The sequence below is a fragment of the Kitasatospora acidiphila genome (genome assembly GCF_006636205.1).
Classification (GTDB): domain Bacteria; phylum Actinomycetota; class Actinomycetes; order Streptomycetales; family Streptomycetaceae; genus Kitasatospora; species Kitasatospora acidiphila.
The window spans coordinates 6,711,503-6,734,828 of record NZ_VIGB01000003.1 but is presented as its reverse complement, the minus strand read 5'-3'; the positions used below and the strand labels follow the sequence as shown (position 1 = coordinate 6,734,828).

Annotated in this window: 19 protein-coding genes and 1 pseudogene; 10 read left to right on the top strand and 10 right to left on the bottom strand. The window is 73.2% G+C overall.

Going from position 1 to position 23,326, the window contains the following annotated elements; all coding sequences use genetic code 11:
* Positions 1-64: 64 nt before the first annotated feature.
* From E6W39_RS31855 to E6W39_RS31845, 3 genes are all read right to left on the bottom strand, one after another.
* Positions 65-709 (bottom strand): MBL fold metallo-hydrolase, encoded by a 645-nt coding sequence (locus E6W39_RS31855; RefSeq protein WP_141636433.1) that lies wholly within the window; start codon positions 707-709, stop codon positions 65-67.
* Positions 709-1,794, bottom strand: coding sequence for an S-(hydroxymethyl)mycothiol dehydrogenase (locus E6W39_RS31850; RefSeq protein WP_141636432.1), 1,086 nt, complete (start codon positions 1,792-1,794; stop codon positions 709-711). The genes E6W39_RS31855 and E6W39_RS31850 overlap by 1 nt, the downstream gene beginning before the upstream one ends.
* A gap of 183 nt (positions 1,795-1,977) precedes the next feature.
* Positions 1,978-3,648 (bottom strand): FAD-binding dehydrogenase, encoded by a 1,671-nt coding sequence (locus tag E6W39_RS31845; RefSeq protein WP_141636431.1) that lies wholly within the window; start codon positions 3,646-3,648, stop codon positions 1,978-1,980.
* Positions 3,649-3,799: 151 nt separating this feature from the next.
* Here E6W39_RS31845 and E6W39_RS31840 point away from each other — a divergent pair, with 151 nt between their 5' ends.
* On the top strand, positions 3,800-4,777 hold the full coding sequence (locus E6W39_RS31840) for an SGNH/GDSL hydrolase family protein (RefSeq protein WP_141636430.1): 978 nt from the start codon (positions 3,800-3,802) through the stop codon (positions 4,775-4,777).
* An 8-nt stretch (positions 4,778-4,785) separates the two neighbouring features.
* On the opposite strand, the gene nicT is transcribed toward E6W39_RS31840, so the two are convergent.
* Positions 4,786-5,913, bottom strand: coding sequence for a Nickel transporter NicT (nicT, locus tag E6W39_RS31835; RefSeq protein ID WP_141636429.1), 1,128 nt, complete (start codon positions 5,911-5,913; stop codon positions 4,786-4,788).
* Positions 5,914-6,118: 205 nt separating this feature from the next.
* Here nicT and E6W39_RS31830 point away from each other — a divergent pair, with 205 nt between their 5' ends.
* Positions 6,119-8,095, top strand: coding sequence for a CocE/NonD family hydrolase (locus E6W39_RS31830; RefSeq protein WP_141636428.1), 1,977 nt, complete (start codon positions 6,119-6,121; stop codon positions 8,093-8,095).
* 25 nt (positions 8,096-8,120) lie between these two features.
* Here E6W39_RS31830 and E6W39_RS31825 read toward each other — a convergent pair whose 3' ends face one another.
* The gene (locus tag E6W39_RS31825) at positions 8,121-9,050 is read right to left on the bottom strand and encodes a hypothetical protein (protein WP_141636427.1); all 930 of its coding nucleotides are present in this window, start codon (positions 9,048-9,050) and stop codon (positions 8,121-8,123) included.
* Between the two features lie 171 nt (positions 9,051-9,221).
* Here E6W39_RS31825 and E6W39_RS31820 point away from each other — a divergent pair, with 171 nt between their 5' ends.
* The gene (locus E6W39_RS31820; RefSeq protein WP_141636426.1) at positions 9,222-10,349 is read left to right on the top strand and encodes an alpha/beta hydrolase; all 1,128 of its coding nucleotides are present in this window, start codon (positions 9,222-9,224) and stop codon (positions 10,347-10,349) included.
* A 38-nt stretch (positions 10,350-10,387) separates the two neighbouring features.
* On the opposite strand, the gene E6W39_RS31815 is transcribed toward E6W39_RS31820, so the two are convergent.
* Positions 10,388-11,722 carry a cation:proton antiporter gene (locus E6W39_RS31815; protein WP_141636425.1) on the bottom strand — a complete coding sequence of 445 codons (1,335 nt, stop codon included), beginning with the start codon at positions 11,720-11,722 and terminating at the stop codon, positions 10,388-10,390.
* A 424-nt stretch (positions 11,723-12,146) separates the two neighbouring features.
* Between E6W39_RS31815 and E6W39_RS31810 the strand changes: the two genes are divergently transcribed.
* Together E6W39_RS31810 and E6W39_RS31805 are read left to right on the top strand one after the other, a co-directional pair.
* Positions 12,147-12,410, top strand: coding sequence for a hypothetical protein (locus tag E6W39_RS31810; protein ID WP_141636424.1), 264 nt, complete (start codon positions 12,147-12,149; stop codon positions 12,408-12,410).
* 8 nt (positions 12,411-12,418) lie between these two features.
* Positions 12,419-13,363 (top strand): cytochrome P450 family protein, encoded by a 945-nt coding sequence (locus E6W39_RS31805; protein WP_141636423.1) that lies wholly within the window; start codon positions 12,419-12,421, stop codon positions 13,361-13,363.
* A 124-nt stretch (positions 13,364-13,487) separates the two neighbouring features.
* Here the strand turns inward: E6W39_RS31805 and E6W39_RS31800 are convergent, their stop codons facing one another.
* Positions 13,488-14,627, bottom strand: coding sequence for an APC family permease (locus E6W39_RS31800; protein WP_267286716.1), 1,140 nt, complete (start codon positions 14,625-14,627; stop codon positions 13,488-13,490).
* A gap of 227 nt (positions 14,628-14,854) precedes the next feature.
* Positions 14,855-15,903: pseudogene (locus tag E6W39_RS31795) on the bottom strand (aldo/keto reductase).
* Positions 15,904-16,025: 122 nt separating this feature from the next.
* On the opposite strand from E6W39_RS31795, the gene E6W39_RS31790 reads away from it, so the two are divergent.
* The 5 genes from E6W39_RS31790 (at position 16,026) to E6W39_RS31770 (ending at position 20,442) form a co-directional block, all read left to right on the top strand.
* Entirely contained in the window at positions 16,026-16,445 is a 420-nt protein-coding gene (locus E6W39_RS31790) for a MerR family transcriptional regulator (protein WP_141636422.1), read from the top strand.
* Positions 16,446-16,449: 4 nt separating this feature from the next.
* The gene (locus tag E6W39_RS31785; RefSeq protein WP_141636421.1) at positions 16,450-17,058 is read left to right on the top strand and encodes a nucleotidyltransferase family protein; all 609 of its coding nucleotides are present in this window, start codon (positions 16,450-16,452) and stop codon (positions 17,056-17,058) included.
* Positions 17,059-17,232: 174 nt separating this feature from the next.
* Positions 17,233-18,120 (top strand): hypothetical protein, encoded by an 888-nt coding sequence (locus E6W39_RS31780; RefSeq protein WP_228718439.1) that lies wholly within the window; start codon positions 17,233-17,235, stop codon positions 18,118-18,120.
* Positions 18,121-18,534: 414 nt separating this feature from the next.
* Complete coding sequence (locus E6W39_RS31775; RefSeq protein ID WP_228718750.1) at positions 18,535-19,353, top strand: hypothetical protein; 819 nt, start codon at positions 18,535-18,537, stop codon at positions 19,351-19,353.
* Between the two features lie 261 nt (positions 19,354-19,614).
* The gene (locus E6W39_RS31770) at positions 19,615-20,442 is read left to right on the top strand and encodes an iron-sulfur protein (RefSeq protein ID WP_141636420.1); all 828 of its coding nucleotides are present in this window, start codon (positions 19,615-19,617) and stop codon (positions 20,440-20,442) included.
* 7 nt (positions 20,443-20,449) lie between these two features.
* Here the strand turns inward: E6W39_RS31770 and E6W39_RS31765 are convergent, their stop codons facing one another.
* Entirely contained in the window at positions 20,450-22,657 is a 2,208-nt protein-coding gene (locus E6W39_RS31765) for an ATP-binding SpoIIE family protein phosphatase (RefSeq protein ID WP_181799530.1), read from the bottom strand.
* A gap of 141 nt (positions 22,658-22,798) precedes the next feature.
* The gene (locus E6W39_RS31760) at positions 22,799-23,209 is read right to left on the bottom strand and encodes an ATP-binding protein (RefSeq protein ID WP_141636418.1); all 411 of its coding nucleotides are present in this window, start codon (positions 23,207-23,209) and stop codon (positions 22,799-22,801) included.
* Positions 23,210-23,326: the final 117 nt, after the last annotated feature.

Sequence of the window (23,326 nt, the reverse complement as noted above, 5' to 3'; positions counted from 1 at the left end):
ATCCGTCCGCAGGAAATCCAACGGGCCGTCAACTCAACCGAGTTGACGGCCCGTCATAACTACTTCAGTATCCGCGCGCCACCCACTCCCCCAGGTGCGGGCGCTCCTCGCCGATGGTCGTGGTCGGCCCGTGGCCGGTGTGCACGACCGTCTCACCCGGCAGGTCGAAGAGCCGGGTCTCGATCGAGCGGATGATGGTCGGGAAGTCGGAGAACGACCGCCCGGTGGCGCCCGGGCCGCCCTGGAAGAGGGTGTCGCCCGTGAACACCGCGCCCAGCGCCGGGACGTAGACGCTCACGCCGCCCGGGGTGTGGCCCGGGGTGTGGCGGATGTGCAGGTAGAGGCCGCCGACGACGATGCGCTGACCGTCCGTCAGCTCCTCGTCCGGGGTGTCGTCGGGGTGGGCCTGCTTCCACAGCGGCAGGTCTTCGGGGTGCAGGTAGATCGGGGCACCCGTGATCGCGGCCAGCTCGGGGGCCGCGTTGACGTGGTCGTTGTGGGCGTGGGTGCAGATGATGGCCAGCACCTGGCGCTCGCCGAGGACATCGGCGATGGCGACGGGGTCGTGCGCGGGGTCGATCACCACCGCCTCGTCCTCGTTGGCGATGATCCAGACGTTGTTCTCCACCTCCCAACTGCCGCCGTCCAGTTCGAAGGTGCCGGCAGTGACGAGGTGCTCGATCTCGGGCTCGGGGGGCAGCTGACGCATCAGAGCAGCACCACCGAACGGAGCACGTCGCCGCCGTGCATCTTCTCGAAGGCGGCCTCGACGTCGTCCAGGCCGATGGTCTCGGTGACGAAGGCGTCCAGGTCCAGGCGGCCCTGCAGGTAGAGGTCGATCAGCATCGGGAAGTCGCGGGACGGCAGGCAGTCGCCGTACCAGGAGGACTTCAGCGCGCCGCCGCGGCCGAACACGTCGAGCAGCGGCAGTTCGAGGGTCATCTCGGGGGTGGGCACGCCGACCAGGACCACGGTGCCGGCCAGGTCGCGGGCGTAGAAGGCCTGCTTGTAGGTCTCGGGGCGGCCGACCGCGTCGATCACCACGTCCGCGCCGAAACCGCCCGTGAGCTCGCGGATGGCCTCCACCACGTCGCCGTCACCGGCGTCCAGGGTGTGGGTGGCGCCGAGGCCGCGGGCGCGCTCCAGCTTGCGCGGGTCCAGGTCGACGGCGATGATCTTGGCGGCGCCGGCCAGCCGGGCGCCCAGCACGGCGGCGTTGCCGACGCCGCCGCAGCCGATCACCGCGACGCTGTCGCCGCGGCCGACCGCACCGGTGTTGACGGCGGCACCGAGGCCGGCCATCACACCGCAGCCGAGCAGGCCGGCGGCGGCCGGGGAGGCGGCCGGGTCGACCTTGGTGCACTGGCCGGCGGCGACCAGGGTCTTCTCGGCGAAGGCGCCGATCCCCAGGGCGGGCGACAGCTTGGTGCCGTCCAGCAGCGTCATCGGCTGCTTGGCGTTGTGGGTGGCGAAGCAGTACTGCGGCCGGCCCCGGCGGCAGGCGCGGCACTGTCCGCAGACGGCACGCCAGTTGAGGATCACGAAGTCGCCGGGGGCGACCTCGGTGACGCCCTCGCCGACCTGCTCGACGATGCCCGCGGCCTCGTGCCCGAGCAGGAACGGGAACTCGTCGTTGATCCCGCCCTCGCGGTAGTGCAGGTCGGTGTGGCAGACACCGCAGGCCTGCACCCGGACCACCGCCTCGCCCGGCCCCGGGTCGGGCACCACGATCGTCTCGACCCGTACCGGCTCACCCTTGCCCGGTGCGATGACGCCCCTGACCTGCTGTGACATACGGCCCTGACCTTTCTCAAACGGATGGATCCCGAACGGTCTCCAAAACGATTCTCTCCCGAGGAACCACTCACAACGCGTCAGGCCGCCACCCGGGCAGCAGCTCCCGACGCATCAGGCCGTGGCCGCCGCCCCAGCCCCGGGCGCATCAGACCGCCACCACGGCTCCAGCTCCCCGGCGCGTCAGGCCGTGGCCGCGGCCGCCGCCCGCCCCGCCGCGCGCCCCGAGAACAGGCAGCCGCCCAGGAAGGTGCCCTCCAGGGAGCGGTAGCCGTGCACCCCGCCGCCGCCGAAGCCGGCCACCTCGCCGGCCGCGTAGAGCCCGTCCAGCACCGAGCCGTCGGCGCGCAGCACGCGACCCGACAGGTCGGTCTCCAGGCCGCCGAGCGACTTGCGGGTGAGGATGTGCAGCCGCACCGCGATCAGCGGGCCGGCCTTGGGGTCGAGCAGCCGGTGCGGCGTGGCGGTGCGCACCAGGCGGTCGCCCAGGTAGCGGCGGGCGCCGTGGATCGCGGTGACCTGGAGGTCCTTGCTGAACGGGTTGGCCAGCTCCCGGTCGCGGTCCTCGATCTGGCGGCGCAGCGCGGCGGCGTCGACCAGCGGCTCACCGGTGTGCGAGTCCCCGGTGACCCGGTTCATGCCGGCCACCAGCTCGTCCAGCCGGTCGGCGACCACGAAGTCGGCGCCGTACTTCTTGAACGCCTCCACCGGGGCGGGCGCGCCGGGCAGCGCGCGGCCGAGCACCTGGCGGATGTCACGGCCGGTCAGGTCGGGGTTCTGTTCGGAGCCGGAGAGCGCGAACTCCTTCTCGATGATCTTCTGGGTGAGCACGAACCAGGTGTGCTCGTACCCGGTGCGCATGATGTGCTCCAGGGTGCCCAGCGTGTCGAAGCCGGGGAAGAGCGGGACGGGCAGCCGGTTGCCGCGGGCGTCCAGCCAGAGCGAGGACGGGCCGGGCAGGATGCGGATGCCGTGGCGCTCCCAGATCGGGTTCCAGTTCTCGATGCCCTCGGTGTAGTGCCACATCCGGTCGCCGTTGATCAGGTGGCCGCCCGCCGCGCCGGCCACCTGCTGCATCAGCCCGTCGACGTGGGCGGGCACGCCGCTGAGCAGCCGGGTGGGCGGGGTGCCGAGCCGGGCCGGCCAGGCCTTGCGGACCAGTTCGTGGTTGCCGCCGATCCCGCCGGAGGCCGTGATGACGGCCTGGGCTCGCAGTTCGAAGGCGCCGACGGCGCTGCGCGAGCTGGCCTGGCCGCGCTGCACGGCGCTGGGTGCCAGCACCTCGCCGCGCACCGTGTCCAAGCTGCCCGCAGTGGCAGCGAGTTCGGTGACCCGGTGCCGGAACCGCAGCTCCACCAAGCCCTTTGCGGCGGCGGTGCGCACCCGGCGGGCGAACGGCTCGACCAGGCCCGGCCCGGTGCCCCAGGTGATGTGGAAGCGGGGCACCGAGTTGCCCGGTCCGTCGGCCAGCAGTCCGCCGCGCTCGGCCCAGCCGACCACCGGGAAGAACCGCACCCCCTGGGCCCGCAGCCAGGCCCGCTTCTCCCCGGCGGCGAAGTCCACGTAGGCCTCGGCCCAGGCGCGCGGCCAGCGGTCCTCGGGGCGGTCGAAGCCGGCCGTGCCGAGCCAGTCCTGCCAGGCGAGTTCGCGGGAGTCGCGGATCCGCATCCGGCGCTGCTCGGGCGAGTCGACCAGGAAGAGGCCGCCGAACGACCAGTGCGCCTGGCCGCCGAGGCAGGCCGCGGGCTCCTGGTCGAGCAGGATCACCTTGCGTCCGGCGTCGGCCAGTTCGGCGGTGGCGACGAGTCCGGCCAGGCCGGCTCCGATCACGATCACGTCGGCGTCCAGTGCCATGCGGCGTCCTCCAGGCTCGCGGGTGCTCCGATCGTAGATGCCGTGTGCCGTTCTGTAGACGCTTTGGAAACCTGGCGGTAACTTACTTTGCGGTAGCAGCCGCGGCTCCGCACACCCCCACCGACCCCGTTTCTCTCCCCCAGGAGGAACTGTGCTCCGCCCTGCCCGGAAACTGCGGCGTGCCCAAAAGCCGCGCCGTGCCCAACTGCCGCGACGTGCCCAAAAGCTCGCCGGCGGCCTGCTGTTGGCCACCGCCCTGACCACCACGGTCGCCGTCACCCCCGCCGCCGCCTCGGCCGGCCCGTCGTACGTCGCGCTCGGCGACTCCTACGCGGCCGGCGCCGGGGTGCCGGACCAGTCGGCCGGGCTCTGCCTGCGCTCCGACCACAACTACGGCCACCTGGTCGCCGCGGCCCTCGGCGCCGCCTCCTACACCGATGTGACCTGCTCGGCCGCCAAGGTGAAGGATCTGACCGGCACCCAGACCGACTTCGGCATCCCGGTCAACGACCCGCAGTTCAACGCCCTCACCCCCAGCACCACGCTGGTCACTCTGGGGATCGGCGGCAACGACCTGGGCACCTCATCGCTCGGCATCGCCGACGTGATCGCCACCTGCATCGCCGGCGCGGTGGTGAACCCGGGCGGCACCCCGTGCAAGGACGTGTACGAGCACGGGCATTGGGCCTGGGACTGGTCCTCGTTCCACTGGCAGTGGACCTACAACGGGGACGACCTGGTCGACCGGATCAACGGTGCCGCGCCCCGACTGGCCGCCGACCTCCAGCAGATCCACGCCAAGTCACCGGGCGCCCGGGTGCTGCTGGTCGGTTACCCGTCGGTGCTGCCGGCCGACGCGGCGAGCTGCGCCGGCAGGCAGCCGGTGACGGTGGGCGATGTGTCCTATCTGTACGGCGTCCTGGGCAAGTTGAACGCCATGCTGGCGAGCACCGCGGCAGCCAACGGCGCAACGTACGTGGACACCCGGACGCCGACCGCCGGGCATGACGTCTGCTCCGACGACCGCTGGATCGAGGGCGCGCTGCCCGGCTCGCCGGCCGTCCCGTTCCATCCGAACGCGACCGGCGAGCAGGCCATGGCGCAGGCAGTGCTCAACTCCCTGCACTAGCGGGGGTTTCAGCTGCCGGAGGTCGACGCCTCAGCCGCCTCCGGCAGCGCCCGCTCGCGCAGTGCGGCCCCCCACTTCTGCTCCACCTTGCCGAACTTCCAGAAGGCCAGCGCCCCGGCCCAGGTGAGCACGAACAGGCCGACGATCGCGAAGCCCACGTTGTTCAGGTCCAGCGAGGCGATCCAGCCGAGCGGACCGCCGGTGATGCCGAACTTGTCGGCCAGCAGCCCGATCAGCTCGATCAGGCCGATCACCAGCGCGACCAGCACGGACAGGCCGGTCACCGTGAGGTTGTAGTAGATCTTGCGGACCGGGCGGGAGAACGCCCACTCGTAGGCGAAGTTCATGAACGAGCCGTCGATGGTGTCCAGCAGGCTCATCCCGGCCGCGAACAGCACCGGCAGCACCAGCAGCGCGTACCAGGGCAGCGAGAAGGCCGCCGCGCCGCCGGCCAGCACCAGCAGCGAGACCTCGGTGGCGGTGTCGAAGCCGAGGCCGAACAGCAGGCCCACCAGGTACATGTGCCAGGGCTTGGTCACCGCCCGGGTGGCCCGCCCGAGGATCCGGTTGAGCAGACCGCGCTTGTCGAGCTGCTCCTCCAGCTCGGCCTCGTCGAACTCGCCGGTGCGCATCTTCCGGAAGACCCGCAGGATCCCGTTGAAGGCGCCCAGGTTGATCAGGCCGATCAGCAGCAGGAAGGTGCCGGAGACCGCGGTGCCGATCAGCGAGGTCGTCTGGTGCAGGCTGGAGCCGTCGTCCTCCACAGAGCCGGCCAGCGAGCGGATGCCGAAGGCGAGCAGCGCGCAGAGGCCGAAGACGATCGACGAGTGGCCGAGCGAGAACCAGAAGCCGACCGAGAGCGGCCGCTTGCCCTGGCCCATCAGCTTGCGGGTGGTGTTGTCGATGGCCGCGATGTGGTCGGCGTCGAAGGCGTGCCGCATGCCCAGGGTGTAGGCGGTCAGGCCCATGCCGGCGCCGAACACCTCGGTGCCCACGTGGTAGTGGTGCGGGGCGATCACGGCGAGCAGGGTGAACCAGCCGATCACGTGCAGGGCCAGGATGAAGCCGCCCATGCCGCCCAGGCGCAGCCACTCCTGCCTGGTCAGCCGTGCCGTCCAACGGGGTGCGCTGCTCATCGGCGCGGGCCTCTGCTCTCTCTGGGACGGATTGGAACCGGGTCATCCTTCCCCGAGAGCATGTGCATTTGCAAGCCTCTCGCAATAAGCGGCCAACCCTGGCCGGCAGGCTGCTACCGATTCGTCAGGTAGTGAGGGGGTATGTCCGCTATGGTCGGCTTACTGCCGTGTGCTTCGACACCTTCGACAACGGAGAGAGGCAGCCGTGCACCACCCCGCCTCCTACCCCCACCAGGTCACTCGCGCGGACGTGCGGATCCCACTGCCGGACGGGGCGGAGCTGTCCGGCCGGCTCTGGCGCCCGGTGACCAAGCAGCCGGTGCCGGCGGTGCTGGAGTACTGCGCCGACCGGCTCGGCGACGCCACGGTGGAGCGCGACACCCAGCGCCACCCCTGGTACGCGGGGCACGGCTATGCGTCGCTGCGGGTGGACGCCCGGGGCTGGGGCAGCTCCGGCGGGGTTCCCGGCCCCGAGGGCGGCGAGACCGAACCGGCCGACGGGCTGGCGGTGCTCGACTGGCTGGCCGCCCAGCCGTGGTGCGACGGGCGGATCGGCCTGCTCGGGCTGGGCGACGGCGCCACCACCGCGCTGCGACTGGCCGCCCAGGGACCGGCCGCGGTGGCCGCCGTGGTCGCCGTGTGCCCGAGCGACGACCGGTACGGCGACCACTACCTCGGCGGCTCGGTGCGCGCCGCCGAACTGCCCGCCGCGGCCACCGCCCGGCTGGCCGCCGCCGCCTGCCCGCCCGACCCGGTCCGGGTCGGCGAGGACTGGCGCCGCCAGTGGCTGGAGCGGCTGGCCGAGTTGCAGCCGCCGCTGCACGGCCGGCTGGCCCACCAGACCCGGGACGCCTTCTGGGCCGAGGCGCCGCTCACCGCCATCACCGCGCCGGTGCTGGCCGTCGCCGGCTGGGCCGGCCCCGGCGCCGACACCGTGCTGCGGCTGCTGGAGCGGCTGACCGCGCCGGCCTTCGGCATCATCGGCCCCTGGCGGCCCGGCTACCCCGACCAGGGCGACCCGGGGCCGGCGATCGGGTTCCTCCAGGAGACCCTGCGCTGGTGGGACCACTGGCTGCGGCGGCAGGACACCGGCATGCCGGCCGAGCCCCGGCTGCGCAGCTGGCTGGCCACACCCGGTGAGCGCGACGCCGGCCGCTGGATCGGCGACGAGTCCTGGCCGTCCGACGACGTCCGGGAGATCCACTACGACCTGACCGAGGCGCTGCGCACCGCCGGCACCCCCGCCGGGGAGCGCTTCGTCACCGTCCGCTCACCGCAGCAGACCGGGGCCGACGCACCGTGGCACGGCCGGCCGGTCGACCAGCGGGCCGAGGACGGCCGCTCGGTTTGCTTCGACAGCGCGCCGCTCTCCGAACCGCTGGTGCTGCTGGGCCGGCCCGCTGTGCGCCTGCGGGTGCGGCTGCCCGGCGGCGTCACCGGGGGCCAACTCGCGGCCCGGCTCTGCGATGTGGCGCCGGACGGCAGCTCGGTGCCGATCACCCGGGGCGCGCTCAACCTCGCGGCGCGGCGCGGCACCGATCTCGCGGTGGCGTGGCCGCCGGACGCGGTCGAGGAGGTGGCGTTCGACCTCGCCGCGACGGGGCACGCCCTCGCGGTCGGCCACCGGCTCCGGCTCGCCCTCTCCTCGGCCTACTGGCCGCTGGTCTGGCCGCAGCCGGCCACCCAGGGCGTGCTGGTCGACCCCGGCCACGGCATGCTCACCCTGCCGGTTCGCCATCTGGCCGCCGACGTCGGCCGGCCCCCGGTGGTCTTCGCCGAGCCCGAGCAGGCCGCGCCGCCGCCGGTGCGGCGCACCAGCCCGGTGGCGCCGCGCCCCGAGCGGGTGCTGAAGCAGTTCACGGCGACCGGGCAGTGGCGGATCGAACTGGCGCCGCACCAGGGCGGCGCGGTGACCCTGCCGGACGGCCTGGTGCGCGCCGAGGAGGCCCGGGAGTACTACCGGATCCAGCAGCACGACCCGCTGGCCGCCGCCGTCCACTGCGACTGGAGCATCCGGCTGGAACGGCCCGAGCTGGGCTGGGACGTCACCGTGCGGGCCGGCACCGAGCTGGACTGCGACGCCGACGCCTTCACGGCGCGCAGCCGCCTCACCGCCTGGGAGGGCGGCGCGGTGCTCTTCGAACGCGACTGGGAGCGGCGGATCCCGCGCACCGGCGGCTGACGGCGGTGCGCGGGGGCCGTGGTGCTTACGGCTGCGGGTACTGGCCGGGCGGCACGTCGCTGGTGGTGGCGTTGCCGCCGACGGTGGCCTTCAGGGTGAGGGTGAGCGTCGAGTAGGTGGTGTCGGTGGTGGTGAAGTCGGCGCCCTGGTCGAACTTGGTGTAGCTGCAGTTCTGGGTGAACTTCTTGGTGCCCGAATCCCAGTCGCCGCCGCCCGCGAAGTAGATGTCGTAGTGGCCGTCGCGAATCCCGTTCATCTTCGCGGTCTGGCCCTTCTGCACGTAGAAGGAGTACGCGGACTGACCGTTCTGCGCGAGCGTGAGCACCGCGTCCCCGTCGCCGTTGCCGTTGTCGACGGTCAGTTCGCCGCTGCCGTCGTTCTGGCCCTGGTGGACGGCGGTGCCGTTGTCCAGGGCGCGGTGCTGCGCGGCGGGGGTCTGCGGCACGGTGAAGGTGAAGCTGTAGCCGGAGCCGGAGATGGTCTGCAGCGCCGACTGCACGTCCTTGAGGCCCTGCATGCCGCCCACCTCGGCCAGCGCGGAGGAGGTCGCGCAGACCTTGCTGCTCTTCATGTCGCCCTGCACGGTGTCGACGTTGGTGCTCAAGGTGGTGAGCGCGCCGGCCAGCTGCCGGTTGGAGTCGCTGACCGCCGGCGGCACCGAGGCGTCCTGCAGTCCGGTGGCGCCGCTGTCCGCCGCCCGCTGCAGGGCGGCGAGCGCGGTGTTCAGGTCGTCCATGCCGCCGGCCGAGGTCAGCTTGCCCAGCGCGTCGTCGACCGGGCCGACGTAGGTGGTCAGCGTCGAGCCGTAGGGATCGGGGCTCGGCGAGGTGATGGTGCCGATCGCGTCGCCGCCGTTGCCGCTGTGCTTCGGCGGCGGACCGGGCGTGGAACTGCAGCTCGTGACCAGGAGCACCGCGCCGACCAGCAGCGCGGCGTGCGGCAGTGAACGGGACATGTGTGAACCGGGCAAGACAGCCAGCCCCCCAAGACTCCTCGCGTGCGCAGCCCTCGCGTGCGCGTGCGCGATCAGCCTCCCGCAGTCCGGTTCGGCCGGTCAACACGGCTGGTCGGCCGCTCGGGAGGAGCCCCGACGCAGCCGGTACAGAAGGTCAACTAGGATCGCCGGGTGCTCGCGCTGACCGGAACCCCCTTGCAGATCATTGCCTGCGTGCTCGCCCTGCTGGCCTTCGTCGCCACCATCTGGCTCTGGCCGAAGCTGAGCGGCAAGGGCTGGAAGGCGCTGCTCGGCCGACTCGGCGCGTTCTTCGGCACCCAGGTGCTGGTGCTGGTCGCGATGGGCCTGATCGCCAACTCCTACTTCGGGTTCTACACCTCCTGGACCGATCTGCTCGGCACCGCCGGCGGGCCCGGCACGGTGGTGGACCACAAGCCGAGCAACGCCCTGTCGGTCACCGGCGAGCAGAAGGTCTACAGCACCCAGGGCTCGGCCCCGGAGCGCTCCGGGCTGATCCAGAAGATCAACCTGACCGGCGCGCAGTCCGGACTGAGCACCTCGGGCTACGTCTACCTGCCGCCGCAGTACTTCCAGGCCGGCTACGCCAAGCAGCAGTTCCCGATGGCCCTGGTGCTCACCGGCTACCCGGGCACGGCGGAGAAGCTGATCACGCTGATGCAGTGGCCGACCACCACGCTCCAGGCGATCCAGGACAAGAAGCTGCCGCCGACCGTACTGGTGATGATGCGGCCGACCCTGGTGAGCAACCGGGACACCGAGTGCATGGACGTGCCGCACGGCCCGCAGGTGGAGACCTTCTTCACCGAGGACCTGCCCAAGGCGCTGGCCACCGGCTACCGGATCCTGCCGGCCGCCTCCGCGCACGCCGCGATGGGCGACTCCACCGGCGGCTACTGCGCGCTGAAGTTCGCGCTGCGCAAGCCGGACGCCTACGGCGCGGCGGTCGCGCTGTCCGCCGACTACTCGGTCAGCAACGACCCGACCACCGGCGACCTGTTCGGCGGCAGCGCCCAGTTGAAGCAGGAGAACGACCTGGTCTGGCGGCTGCGCAACGCCCCGGCGGCCCCGGTCTCGCTGCTGCTGGCGACCAGCTACAACGAGGACAACTACAAGGCCACCCAGGAGATGGTGGGCGCGTTCAAGGCGCCCACCAAGCTCTCCACGATCACGCTGAACAGCGGCGGCCACAACTTCCACACCTGGTCCCGGGAGATCCCGCCGGCCCTGGAGTGGCTGGGCCACCAGCTGTCCGTGCCGGCCGCACTGACCGCCTCCTGAGGGCCTTCTGCGGGCTCCTGCGGGTCCGCTGACCGGCGCTACACCCGTTCCACCTCCTTCGCCTGCCCGAACTGCCGCTCCCGGCGCCGCAGTTCGGCGGGCGTTTGGACGATCCTGGCCATCGCGGCGCGCAGCACCGGCGGCGCCATGGTGGAGGTGACCACGGCGACCAGCACGATCACCGTGTAGCCGGCCGAGTCCAGCACCCCGAGGCGCAGCCCGACCATCGCGATCACCACCTGCACCACGCCGCGCGCGTTCATCCCGGCCCCCAGCGCCAGCGCCTCCCAGCGGTTCAGCCGGCTGGCCCTGGCACCCAGGAACGCCCCGCCGAACTTGCCCGCCACCGCGACCAGCAGGGCGGCCGCGGCGGTCAGTGCGACCATCGGGCGCCCCAGCGCCGTCAGGTCCATCCGCAGTCCGGCCGAGGCCAGGAAGAGCGGCGCCAGCACCGCGGTGACCACGGTGCGCAGCGGCGCCAGGGCCATCGGCCCGACCGAGCGGGAGGCGGCGATCGCCACCCCCGCCACGAAGGCGCCGAAGATCGGCTCCAGGCCGAGTGCCTGGGTGCCGGCGGCGGCCAGCAGCATCAGCACGGTGGCGGTCGCCGACAACACGCCCGCGCCGCCCGTCCGTTCGGCCCGGCGGAACAGCGGCGGGATCACCCAGCGGGCGAGTGGCACCGCGGCGGCCAGCACCACCAGCAGGGCCAGCACCGCATGCAGCACGGCGCCGCCGGTCACCCCGGTGGTGGCCATCGCGGTCACCAGCGAGAGCAGCACCCAGCCCACCGCGTCGTCCATCATCCCCGCGGTGAGGGTGAGTTGGCCGATGTCGCGGTGGAGCAGGTCCATGTCCAGCAGGGTCTTGGCGATCACCGGAATGGCGCTGACGCACATCGCCACGCCGAGGAAGGCGGCGTAGACGGCGTGATCGGTGTGGCCGCTCGCGGGCAGCAGCAGCCCCAGCCCGACGCCGAGGACCAGCGGCAGCGCCAGCCCGAAGAGGCTCACCCGCAGGGCGGCGCCGCTCTGGTGGCGCACCAGGTCGACGTCCAGGTGGCTGCCGCTGATCCCGACCAGTAGCAGCACGCCCAACTGGGCCACCGCGTCGAGCATGTGGACCTGTTCGCTGTGCTGCGGGAACAGCCAGCCGGCCGCCCCGGGCGCGAGCGCGCCGAGCAGCGAGGGCCCGAGCAGCACCCCGGCGGCCAGCTCGCCCACCACCGCCGGCCAGCCCAGGCGCACTGCGAGCCGGCCGAGCAGCAGTGCCAGGCCCAGCAGCGCCGCGAGTTGGAGCAGCAGCAGGAGCATCGAGTGGGCGCCGATCGGCGCCAGGGGCGCACCGGCCGCCACGAATTGAGATCCGCTCATCTCCCCGTCGTAGCAGGCGAACCCGGGTTGTGGCGCCCGTCAGGGCGAACGCGGGCGCACTTGGGCGGGTTTGCCGACCGAGATCGGAATACCGCGGGGCGGGCGAAAGCACCGCAGTCCGGCATTTTTCGCAGCAATCGCGCATCTCCGGGGCCACCTGTCGCTTTTGGAGCTCCTGTTGGCCGAATTGACTACCGGAAAAAGTTGAGTGCCCATTGTCAATGACAAAATTGAATGCCCATTGTCAATACAGTGCCCTTCACCCGACAGCCTCGACCGGGACGAAATCACCCAAGTCCGGCCGCTGCATGAGTTCGTATCCGTACACCTGTCGATCCTCTTGACGGTCCTGTGCATGAACCGTGAATCTGTCAATCAGCCACGTGGACAAGTGAGTTCAGTAAGTCCGGAAAGGACCACAGTGATGAGCAGTCCAGAGGCGATCGAGCGCCTGGCCGCCGATTTCATTCACCAGCCCTACGAGCTCTACGGCAGGCTGCGTGCCGAGGGCCCGGCCAAGGAGATCGTGATGCCGCACGGCGTCAAGGTCTGGATCGTCACGCGCTACGACGACGTGCGGATGCTGCTGGCCGACGATCGGGTCAGCAAGGACGGAAGACGGGTCAACCAGCTCTACGCGAGGCACTCGGGGCCGACGAGTCGTCGACCAGCTTCAACGACGACCTGACGGCCCACATGCTCAACTCGGACCCGCCCAAGCACACCAGGCTGCGCAAGCTGGTGGCCCGGGAGTTCACCACCCGCCGGGTGGAGCAGATCCGGTCGCAGATCGTCGCGGTGGTGGACGAGTTGCTGGACCGGATGGAAGGGCGCGACGAGATCGACCTGGTGGCCGACTACGCGGTCCCGATCCCCATCACCGTGATCGCGGAACTGCTGGGGATCCCGGCCGAGGACCGGGCGCCGTTCCAGGGCTGGGCCACCACGCTGGTCGGGGCCGACCACGCGCCCGAGGAGGTGGAGGCCGCCTCCAACGCGGTCATCGAGTACGCCAAGCAGCTGCTGGAGCGCAAGCGCGCACAGCCCCAGGACGACCTGCTCAGCGGCCTGGTGCACGCCACCGAGGACGGCGAGTCGCTGTCCGAGGCGGAACTGGTCGCGATGTTCTTCCTGCTGGTGGTCGCCAGCCAGGAGGCGTCGACGCACATGATCGGCAACTCCATCCTGGCGCTGCTGCGCAACCCGGATCAGTTGGCCAAGCTGACCGGCGCCCCGGAGCTGTACGGGTCGGCCTTCGACGAGTTGATGCGCTACGACAGCACGGTCAGCATTGCCAGCTTCCGGTTCACCAAGGAGCCGATCCCGCTGAGCGACGGCGTGACCATCCCCGCCGAGGAGATCCTGGTCCTCTCGCTGGGCTCGGCCGGCCGGGACCCGCACAAGTTCGAGCAGCCCGAGGTCCTGGACGTCACCCGCAAGCACGCCGGCGTGCTGGGCTTCGGCCACGGCGTGCACTACTGCGTCGGGGCGCCGCTGGCCCGGGTGGAGATCGAGATCGCGCTGCGCCGGCTCTTCGAGCGCTTCCCGCAGCTGCGACTGGCTCGGCAGCCGCAGGAACTCCGCTACCGGAACAGCACGTTGATGCGCGCCCTGACGGCTCTCCCGGTCGCCACCAAGTAACGACGCACCCGACGCAGCGGCCCGGGACGAGATGTCCCGGGCCGCTGCGTCGGGTCAGCGGATCACGAACGCAGGCCGAGGGCGCGGCACCTTCCCACGCCTGCGGCGGCAAACCTGGCCGCGCTCAGGCGAGTTCGCCGACTCCCGGCTTGATCTCCCGTCCCCGGTACCGCTGGTAGCCCAGCGCGCCGACCGCCAGCAGCAGCGGCCACAGCAGGTACGGGCCCGACATCACCAGCAGCACCGCCACCGCGGCCAGCGCCACCAGCGCCAGCCACCAGGCCGGGCTGCGGCGCGGCAGCAGCCGCACGGCGGCCGCCACACCCATGACGTAGACCGCGGTGAAGCAGCCGGTGGTGAGCAGCACCAGCGGCTGCGGCCCGACGCCCGCCAGTTCCACCGCGCCCAGCGACAGCCCGGAGAGCACCGTGATCACGGCCAGGCTGCGCCGCGGCACCTCCCCCGCCATGCTCCCCCGGGCCAGCCCGGCCGGCAGCTGCCCGTCCCGGCCGAGCGCCGCGCCGAGCTTGGCCGCGCCCGCCCAGTAGGCGTTCATCGCCCCCAGCGTGAGCAGCAGCGCCGACCCGGCCGCCAGCCAGCGGGCGTTGCCGCCGAGGCCGGTGGCCATCAGATCGCCCAGCGGCGCCGAGGAGCCGGCGGCGCCCGGCCCGAGCACCACGATCACCGCGAACGCCAGGGCCAGGTAGAGCGCACCGACGAGCACCACCGCGAGCGCGGTGGCCCGGGGCAGGTCGCGGCGCGGCGAGCGGAACTCCCCCGCCAGGTGGGTGATCGCCTCCCAGCCGGCGAAGCTCCACACCAGCAGCGCCGCCGCCGAGCCGACCGCGCCCCAGCCGTGCGGTGCGAACGGGTGCAGCCGGGCCAGGTCGGCGTGCGGCAGCGAGGTCGCCACGGCCGCCACCAGCAGGGCCACCAGCAGGCCGGCCAGCCCGAGTTGGAACCGCCCGGAGACCTTGACGCCATAGGTGTTGCCGAGCCCGACCAGCACCATCAGCACGGCCGCGGTCACCCCGGTGGTCAGCTGGCCGCCGCCCACCGCGGCGGCCACGTAGGCCCCGCCGAACAGGCCGGCCGCCGCCGCGCCGCACGGGATGGCGAAGTAGAAGCACCAGCCGGTCACCGCGGCGGCGCGCGGCCCGAACGCCAGCCGGGCGTAGTAGGAGACCCCGCCCGCGTCCGGGTAGCGGGAGCCGAGCGCCGCGAAGACCGCCGCCAGCGGCGCGGAGAGCACCACCAGGGCCACCCAGGCGAGCAGCGAGGCCGGCCCGCGACCTTGGCGGCCAGCGCGGGCAGGGCGATCACGCCGGTGCCGAGCACCGCGCCGACGTACATGGCGGTGCCCTGCACCAGGGTCAGGGAGCCGCTCGAAGTGGATTGTTCCGTCACTTCGAACACTCTTTCACCTAAGGCCCCGCCGGCACTATAAGGAATTCGCGGTACTCCGGGTGCAGGCGGCCGCAGTGCTCCGGCTCAGGCGGCCGCGCGCTGCCCCGGCAGGCGCCGCCGCTGCGCCGGGTCGGTCAGGGCGGGGTGGGTCCAGGCGCCGTCCGGGTGGTAGAGGTTGGTGCCGGGCGGCACGATCTCGTCGATCCGGTCCAACGCCGCATCGTCCAGCTCCAGTTCGGCGCCCTTGAGCAGCGCGTCCAGCTGCTCCGGGGTGCGCGGACCGACGATCACCGAGGTCACGGCGGGGTGCGCCAGCGGGAAGGCGATCGCCAGCTCCGGCAGCGTGCAGCCGAGTTGCTCGGCGAGCTCGGTGAACTGCTCCACGGCGTCCAGCTTGGCGGCCGTGACGGGCAGTTCGGGGTCGAACCGGGCCGGGGCGAGCGCGGCCCGCCCCGGGTCAGGTCGATCGGCTGGTCCTTGCGGTAGCGGCCGGTCAGGAAGCCGAAGGCGAGTGGGCTCCAGGTCAGCACGCCCATCCCGTACCGCTGGCAGACCGGCAGCACCGAGGCCTCGATGCCGCGCGCCAGCAGCGAGTAGGGCGGCTGCTCGGTGCGGAACCGGGGCAGCGCCCGGCGCTCGGCGGTGTGCTGCGCCTCGACGATCTGCTCCGCCGGGAAGGTGGAGTGGCCGAACGCCCGGATCTTGCCGGCCCGGACCAGGTCGCCGAGCACCCCGAGGGTCTCCTCGATGTCCGTGGTGTGGTCCGGCCGGTGCACCTGGTAGAGGTCGATCCAGTCGGTGTCCAGGCGGCGCAGGCTGTCCTCCACCGCCCGGGTGATCCAGCGGCGCGAGTTGCCGCCCCGGTTGGGGCCCTCGGTCAGCGGGAAGTGCACCTTGGTGGCCAGCACCACGTCGTCCCGGCGCCCGCGCAGCGCCTTGCCGACGATCTCCTCCGACTCCCCGGCCGAGTACATGTCCGCGGTGTCCACGAAGTTGATCCCCGCGTCCAGCGCGGTGTGCACGATCCGTGCGCACTCCTGCTGGTCGCCGTTGCCGATGTACCCGAACATCATGGTGCCCAGGCCGTAGCTGCTGACCTCGATCCCGGTGCCGCCGAGAGTGCGGTAACGCATGGTGGTGCCCCCTTGTTGCCGGCGTCGCCCTGCTTGCCGGCGTCGCTCACTGCCTGGGAACTGTAGGAACTAGAGTCGGCTCTAGATCAAGGCCCCTGCCCTGGGCGCCTATCCTGACCAGCATGGATCTGACCATCGGGCAGGTGGCCGAGCGCACCGGGCTGAGCGTCCACACGCTGCGCTTCTACGAGAAGGAAGGCGTGCTCGCCACACCGCCGCGCCGCGCCGCGGGCGGCCACCGGCTCTACGCCGAGCACGACGTGGAGTGGCTCAACCTCTGCGTGGTGCTGCGCGGTTCGGGCATGCCGCTACCGGAGATCCGCCGCTACACCGAACTGGCCCGTGCCGGCGCCGGCACCGAGCGGGAGCGCCTGGAGCTGCTGCGGGAGCACCGGCAGCGGCTGCGCGACCAACTGGCCGAGCTGGGCCGCTGCATGGACGTGATCACCCACAAGGTGCACTGCTACGAGGACTACCTGGACCAGCAGGACGGGACGGAGCAGCGGATGCCCGGACCGGCCCGGCGAAGCGGGACGGAGTAGCGGCATGCCCGAACTCGGCGACGTACCCGCCGTCCCCGCCCTGGTGCTGGCCGCCGGCGGCGGGCGGCGGCTCGGCGGCCGCCCCAAGGCGCTCCTCGGCCTGCACGGTCGGCCCCTGGTCGAGCACGCCGTCCGGGTGGTCCGGGAGGGCGGCTGCGCCCCGGTCGTGGTGGTGCTCGGCGCGGCCCGCGACCAGGTGGCGGCCGCCGCCGACCTGACGGACTGCACGGTGGTCGCCAACCCCGACTGGGCCGCCGGCATGGGCGGTTCGCTGCGCGCCGGCCTGGCCGCTCTGCCGCCCGGCAGCCCGGCCGTCCTGGTGACCCTGGTCGACACCCCCGGGGTCACCCCGGCCGCGGTGGCCCGACTGCTCGCCGCCCACCGGGACGGCGCCCAGCTGGCCGCCGCCGGCTACGCGGGCCGCCGCGGCCACCCTGTGCTGATCGGCGCCCGCCACTTCGCCGAGGCCGCCGCCGGGGCCACCGGCGACGCCGGCGCCCGCGCGCTGCTGGCCGCCCACCGGGCCGAGCTGCGGCTGGTCGAGTGCGGCGACGTCGCCGTCCCCGACGACCTGGACACGCCCGAGGACCTGGAGCGCTGGGGCGTCGACTGAAGCGGTCCAAGAGGGGGGCGGCTGACGAAACCTCGGGCCGCGCTGCCGCCCGTGAACACGTGGGCTATTTGACCCTGATTGCACCCTGATCATTACGTTAATCACTGCCGCGGCGGCCCCGGATCGGGGACGATGGAGGCGACCCGCCCACTCCACCAGAACGGACGGTGTGCCTTGTCCGGTTACCAACTGCCCGACGACTTCACCGGTTCCGGCACTCCGGACCTACCGGAGGCGGCCACCAGCCCGGCCGCCGCGCGAGCCATCCGCTGCCCGGCCTGCCGCCGCGAGCACGTCTACGAGCCGCCGACCTTCCCGTGTCCGTGCGGGGCGGCGCTCAAGGTGCCGCTGCTGCGCGGCGGGGTGCCGGTGCAGGTGCGGTTCCGCTCCTGGGAGGACTCCTGGCTGAGCATGCGCTGCCCCCAGTGCGGCCGCTCCGACCAGCGGCCGCAGCCCGAGTTCACCTGCAACTGCGGTGCCACGGTGCGGCTGCCGGTGGACCGCGCACCCCGCCGCGGTGCGGCCTCCCGCCCGCTCGGCAGCCCCCGCCCCGACGCCCCGACCGCGCCGTTCTACGCCGAGGGCGGCCCGCAGCCCGGCCCCGCCGGCGGACCGGACCGGCGCCCGCCGACCCACCCGGGGTCCGGCACCTCGCGGGAGCGGCACCAGCAGCGCCAGCCGTTCCGCCCGCATCCGATCCGCTCCAACCAGGACGCCGTGCTGGCCACCGCCCGCTACCTGGAGTGGCTCGGCTTCGGGGAGGTCGAGCTGGCCGAGGGCACCGAACGCGAGGCGGTCACGCTGCTCACCGGCCGCATGGTGGCCCAGGTCGACACCTGGCCCGAGCAGGCCGACCTGCGCTCGGTGGAGTGCCTGTGGCTGCAGACCCTGCACGCCGAGGAGATGGCCGCCGCCATGTTCACCATGTCCGGCTACTCGCACCAGGCCACCGTCCGCGGCGAGCAACTGCTGGTCGCCCTCTTCACCTTGGACGAGGGCGGGGTGCCGCACCCGATCAACGGCGCTGCCGAGGCGCTGTTGGAGACCGGCTGGACGTCCTGACTCGTTGGACGTCCTGACCGGTTGGGTGTCCAGGCCGGATGACGTCCTGACCGGTTGGGCGTCCTGGCCGGATGGGTGTCCTGACCGGTTGAGCTCCTGATCCATCGTCAATCCGGCTCCGCTGACAGGCCATCTACCTCCGTAAACGCCGTGCGGCCCGGGAATCGGGAAAAAACCCGTCGCGCTCGTGATCTGGTGCACAAGCTCGGTCGCGTGTTGAATTGCGATGCTCCACGGCCACGCCGTGGCGCACCGCAGGCCCGTGGGACACGCACACAAGGAGGTGGCGTTGTCGGAGCACGGAACAGCCCCGCTGAGCGGGGAGACGCGCGGAAGAGGCACCGGGGCGGAACATCACGGGCCGCCAGGGGTGCCACCGCACGGTGGGGGCTTCATCCGGGCACGGCCGGCCATCTGGACGAGATCACCAGCGGCACGGTCTGGCGGCTGAGATCCCGCGCCTGCTGGCAGGAGGCCGCCGAACTGCTGACGCCGACCGCCGACCGGGACCCGAGGGCGGCGTTATGCCGAGCCGAACTCCTCATCGAGCAATGCCTGTTCACCGCCGACCACTGGGAGGAGGCGGAGGCCGCGCTGCGGCTGGCCGAGGCCGGGGTGACCAGCACCGAGCAGCGGGCCGCAGCCGCCTGCGCCCGGGGGTTCCTCGCCTATCTGGGCAGTGTGCTCGGCCCGCGCGACCGGCTGGACGAAGCACAGGCCGCACTCGGGCGCACCTCGGCGCTGCTGCCGCCGCACGCGGCCGGCCGGCCGCTGCTGGACTTCAGACGGGGGCTGGTCGCGGAGAACCTGCTGCGCGACCAGACCGCCGCCTGGATCGCCTACCGCCGGGCGCATGACGGCGCGCTGGCCCACGGCGACACCCTGCTGGCCTCCTCGACCTGGCGGCACCTGGCCGCGCTGGCGCTGGCCGGCGGCGACCGGGTGCGGGCGCGCGAGGGGTTCGCCGCCTCGCTGCGGCTGCGCGAGGAGCTGGGCTTCATGGTCGGGGTGGCGCCGGCGCTGGCGGCGCTCGCCGAGGTCAGCGAGCCGGACGAGGCCCAGCAACTGCGCGCCGAAGCCGGGCGGCTGGTCCAGTCGCTCGGCGGGGTGCCGGTCTGGCTGGTCGGCCGCCTCGGCGACACCGCCCCACCCCCCAGCGGCCCACCAGGCGCCCCCCTGGGCGCCCCACCCCGAGCCCGCCCCGGCGCCCCACGCGGCCGCAGGACGAACTGAGGAGCCACGCGGCCGGCCCGACCACTCGGCACAGCACCGCCCCGGCCGGCCGGCCGCCCCACCCGCAGCGACCCACGCGCCACAGCGCCGTGTGGCCGCGCTGCGGGCCACCCGGACGGACCAGACCCAGCGGAGATCGGACGCCCTGTCAGGTAAGGTGAGGCTTACTTGATCGGGTGAGGCGTGCGCGCCTCACCCGATCGGTTTTCCGCCGCACCCGGGCTCGCGCTGAGCACCGGCCGACCCGTTGGGGGCCTCGCCATGACCGTGCGCAGCGCCGCCCCGCCCGCCCCCTGGGCGACGGCCTACCCGGCGTTCACCCGGGTCTTCCCGGATCTGCGGGTGCGGCTGGACGGACGGCTGGAGCACGGCTGGGTGCCCGTCCGCCGACTGCTGGGCTCACCTGCGCTGCGGGCCCGGCTGATCGCCGCCGAGCTGTGCGCCGCCGAGCGCCGCTACGGCCGCGCGCCGCGCCCGGACGTGGCCGCCGGCTTCTGGCTGCACCGGTACGCCTGGCCGCTCTGCCTGCTGTTCACGCTGCCCTGGCTGCTGCAGCGGCGGGTGCCGCTGCTCGGGCCGGAGCGCCTGGCGTGCCGTCACCAACCTCGGGGCGGCCCTGCCGAGTTGGCCGTGCTGGGCAGTGGCTCGACGCGCTTCGCCTGCCTGCCGGACGATCCGTCGACCGGCCACCCGGGCGCCCTGGTGCTACCGAACCAGCGCGCCCTGGACGCAGCCCTGCGCCGCACCGTCGCAGCCCAACTCGGCCCGCTCTTCGCCGCGTTCGGCCCCGAGCTGCGGCGCGGCCCGCGCACCCTGTGGGGGCTGGCCACCGATGAGCTGGTGGAGGGGCTCTGGTTCGCCGCCGGGCTGCTGGGCGAGGAGGCGCGGGCCGTGGCGGCGCTCACCGGACTGCTGCCCGCCGAGCCCTTCGCCGGCGCGGCCTCCTTCCGCGCCGACGGCCCGGACCTGCGGCGCTCCCGGGTGAGTTGCTGCCTCTTCTACACGCTGCGCCCGGACCGCCCCTGCGCCGGCTGCCCACGCAACTGCCGCCAGCCCGGAGCCAACCGACAGCTGACGGGCGGCGACTGACGCAGCGTCAGTTCCCCTCGCCGCCCGCCGTCAGCTCGAACCACATCCGCTTGCCCGAGCCGCGCGGCTCCACGCCCCAGGAGTCGGCCAGTGCCTCGACCAGCATCAACCCGCGCCCCGAGGAGGCCTGCTCACCGGGTGTGCGGCGCTTGGGCCACAGGTCGGACTCGTCCTCGACCTCGATCCGCAGCCGTGGTTCGCGGCCGTCCTCGCGGTAGAGGCGGGCGGTGAACATCGCGTCCCGGTCGGTGTGCCGGATCGCGTTGGTGACCAGCTCGGAGGCGAGCAGCTCGGCGGTGTCGATCAGTTCGGCGACGCCCCAGCGGCGCAGCGCGTCCCGCAGCTCGCCGCGCAGCTCGGAGACCCGGGCCAGGTCGGCCTGGCCGATCCGGCGGCGCAGCTGCTGGGCCGCGAGCCCGCCCTCGGGGCCGTCCCAGCGCAGCAGCAGCAGTGCGATGTCGTCCTCGCGCTCGGCCGAGTCGGCGGCGCGGTTCGCGATCCGGTCGGCCAGCGCCTCAATCGGGTCGCCGTCGGCGAACGGCAGGTCCCCGGCGACCGAGTCGCAGAGCCGGCTCATCCCGGTGTCCAGGTCCATCGCGCGGGACTCCACCAGCCCGTCGGTGCAGAGCACCACGGTCTCGCCCGGGTCCAGGCTGAACCGGGTGACCTGGTACTCCTGGTCGGCGGAGAGGCCGAGCGGCAGCCCGCCGACCACGCTCTGCACAGCGCTGCTGCCGTCCGCGCGGCGCACCACCGGGTCCAGGTGGCCGGCCCGGACGGCGTAGACGACGCCGTAGTCGACGTTGACCTCGGCGTAGGTGCAGGTGGCGAAGTGGTCGGTGTCCAGGTCGGCCAGGAAGCGGGAGGCGCGGGCCATCACGGCGGCCGGCGGGTGGCCCTCGGCAGCGTAGGCGCGCAGCGCGATCCGCAGCTGGCCCATGATCCCGGCCGCGTGCACGTCGTGCCCCTGCACGTCGCCGATCACCAGCCCGACGTGGCCGCCGGGCAGCGGCACCACGTCGTACCAGTCGCCGCCGATCTGCAGCCCGGAGCCGGCCGGCAGGTAGCGCACCGCCGTGGTCACCCCGGGGACGCTGGGCACGGTGCGGGGCAGCATCACCCGCTGCAGGCCGGCGGCCAGCTCGTGCTCGGCGTCGTGCAGCCGGGCCCGGGCCAGCGACTGGGCGACCAGGCCGCCCAGGGTGGAGAGCAGGGTGCGCTCGTCGGCGTCCAGTTCGCGGGCCTCGTCAAAGCTCACCACGCACAGGCCGATGGTCCGCCCGCTCGCCACCAGCGGCAGGAAGGCCCAGGCGCTGCGGCCGGCGGCGGCCGCCTTGGGCCAGGCCTCCGGGTAGCGCTCCTGGTACTCGGCGCGGCTGGCCAGGAAGATCGGCAGGCGGTTGCGGATCGCCTCGGCGGCCGGCTGGAACGGTTCCAGCGGCATCCGGTCGTAGTTGGCGACCGTCTCCCGGGGGTAGCCGGTGGCGCCGAGCACCTGCAGTCGGCCGGTCTCGAAGGCGGCCAGCACCAGGCCGTCCGGTGGCAGGCCGGGCAGCGGCAGCTCGGCGAAGACCCGCGCCACGTCGCGGACCGTCACCGCCTCGGAGAGCGCCCGGGCGGCCTCCTTGATGAACCGCGAGCGGTCCTCGCGCAGCGCGGCGAGCCGGTCGGCGTCCTCGCGCTTGTGCAGTTCGGCGGTGGCGTCCCAGATGAAGCCGACCATCCGGGAGGGCCGGCCGAACGCGTCGGCGAGCACCCGGCCCCGGAACCGGACCGCGTGCAGCGCGCCGCCCGGGAAGACGGTGCGGTAGTAGGCGCCGCACTGGCCGAGCTCGGCCACCGCGCGCTCGACCCGCCGGCGCACCACCGGCGCGTCCTCGGGGTGGAGCAGTGCGAGGAAGGCCTCGGAGCTCAGGCTGAGGTTGGGTCCTGCCACGCCGAGGATGGTGGCGGCGCGATGGTCGGCCTCGATCAGGTCGCGCCGGATGTCCCAGTCGAACGAGCCGATGCCGTTGGCGGCCATCGCCGGCTCCAGCCACTCCGGGGTGGAGTCGCCGCCCTTGGTGGGGAGCGGCTGCACGGCCGGCAGCGTGGTGGGGACGGTAGTCAGGCCCGCGGTGTGGCCGGTGGCTCGGGGCCCGGGGCGGCGGCCGCCCTGGGTCGGCGGGCCGATCCGACGACCTGCGGGCCCTTGCGGCTCGGGCTCAGTCGCCATGGTTCTCCTGCCCATGCCAGGTCCAGTGGTGGTGGTGCGGGACGCCAGGTCCGAGCACACATTCTCACTATCCTGTCGAATGTTCGGCGCGGGAGCAATGGCGACCGGCAGCGGCGGCCGGCGCCACCGGGCCCGCACCGGCTAACCGCCCAGCTCGAACCAGGTGACCTTGCCGCTGGCGCGCAGCCGCACCCCCCAGTCGTCGGCCAGTGCGTCGACCAGCAGCAGGCCGCGGCCACCGGTGGCGTCCGCGTCGGCCGCTCGGGGCCGGGGCAGGCCGGTGCCCCCGTCGCTGACCTCGATCCGCAGCCGGTTCCCGGAGGTGACGGCGGCCGCCAGCCGGGCACCGGTGCCGGTGTGCAGCAGGGCGTTGGTGACCAGCTCGCTGGCCAGCAGTTCGGCGGTGTCGGCCAGCTCGGCCAGGCCCCAGTCGGCCAGCGCCTCGCGCAGCCGGGCCCGCAGCGGGGCCAGCGCGGCCAGGTCGGCGGGGGCCACGGCGCATTGGAGCGCGCACGCGGTGTGCGGGGTGTCCCACTGCTGCTGACGGTCCATCAGGCACGCCCCCCAGCTACGCCCGGTTCGTTCCCGTCCATCGTGAGCGCCGCCGCCCTGGGCCGCAACGGTGCGCGCGGGGGCTCGCGAGGTGACGTACTGCTGACAGTTCGTCAA

Coding starts and splice junctions, on each gene's coding strand:
- E6W39_RS31855 (WP_141636433.1), bottom strand. CDS start 709: ATGCGTCAGCTGCCCCCCGAGCCCGAGATCGAGCACCTCGTCACTGCC.
- E6W39_RS31850 (WP_141636432.1), bottom strand. CDS start 1,794: ATGTCACAGCAGGTCAGGGGCGTCATCGCACCGGGCAAGGGTGAGCCG.
- E6W39_RS31845 (WP_141636431.1), bottom strand. CDS start 3,648: ATGGCACTGGACGCCGACGTGATCGTGATCGGAGCCGGCCTGGCCGGA.
- nicT (WP_141636429.1), bottom strand. CDS start 5,913: ATGAGCAGCGCACCCCGTTGGACGGCACGGCTGACCAGGCAGGAGTGG.
- E6W39_RS31825 (WP_141636427.1), bottom strand. CDS start 9,050: ATGTCCCGTTCACTGCCGCACGCCGCGCTGCTGGTCGGCGCGGTGCTC.
- E6W39_RS31815 (WP_141636425.1), bottom strand. CDS start 11,722: ATGAGCGGATCTCAATTCGTGGCGGCCGGTGCGCCCCTGGCGCCGATC.
- E6W39_RS31810 (WP_141636424.1), top strand. CDS start 12,147: ATGAGCAGTCCAGAGGCGATCGAGCGCCTGGCCGCCGATTTCATTCAC.
- E6W39_RS31805 (WP_141636423.1), top strand. CDS start 12,419: ATGCTCAACTCGGACCCGCCCAAGCACACCAGGCTGCGCAAGCTGGTG.
- E6W39_RS31790 (WP_141636422.1), top strand. CDS start 16,026: ATGGATCTGACCATCGGGCAGGTGGCCGAGCGCACCGGGCTGAGCGTC.
- E6W39_RS31785 (WP_141636421.1), top strand. CDS start 16,450: ATGCCCGAACTCGGCGACGTACCCGCCGTCCCCGCCCTGGTGCTGGCC.
- E6W39_RS31770 (WP_141636420.1), top strand. CDS start 19,615: ATGACCGTGCGCAGCGCCGCCCCGCCCGCCCCCTGGGCGACGGCCTAC.
- E6W39_RS31765 (WP_181799530.1), bottom strand. CDS start 22,657: ATGGCGACTGAGCCCGAGCCGCAAGGGCCCGCAGGTCGTCGGATCGGC.
- E6W39_RS31760 (WP_141636418.1), bottom strand. CDS start 23,209: ATGGACCGTCAGCAGCAGTGGGACACCCCGCACACCGCGTGCGCGCTC.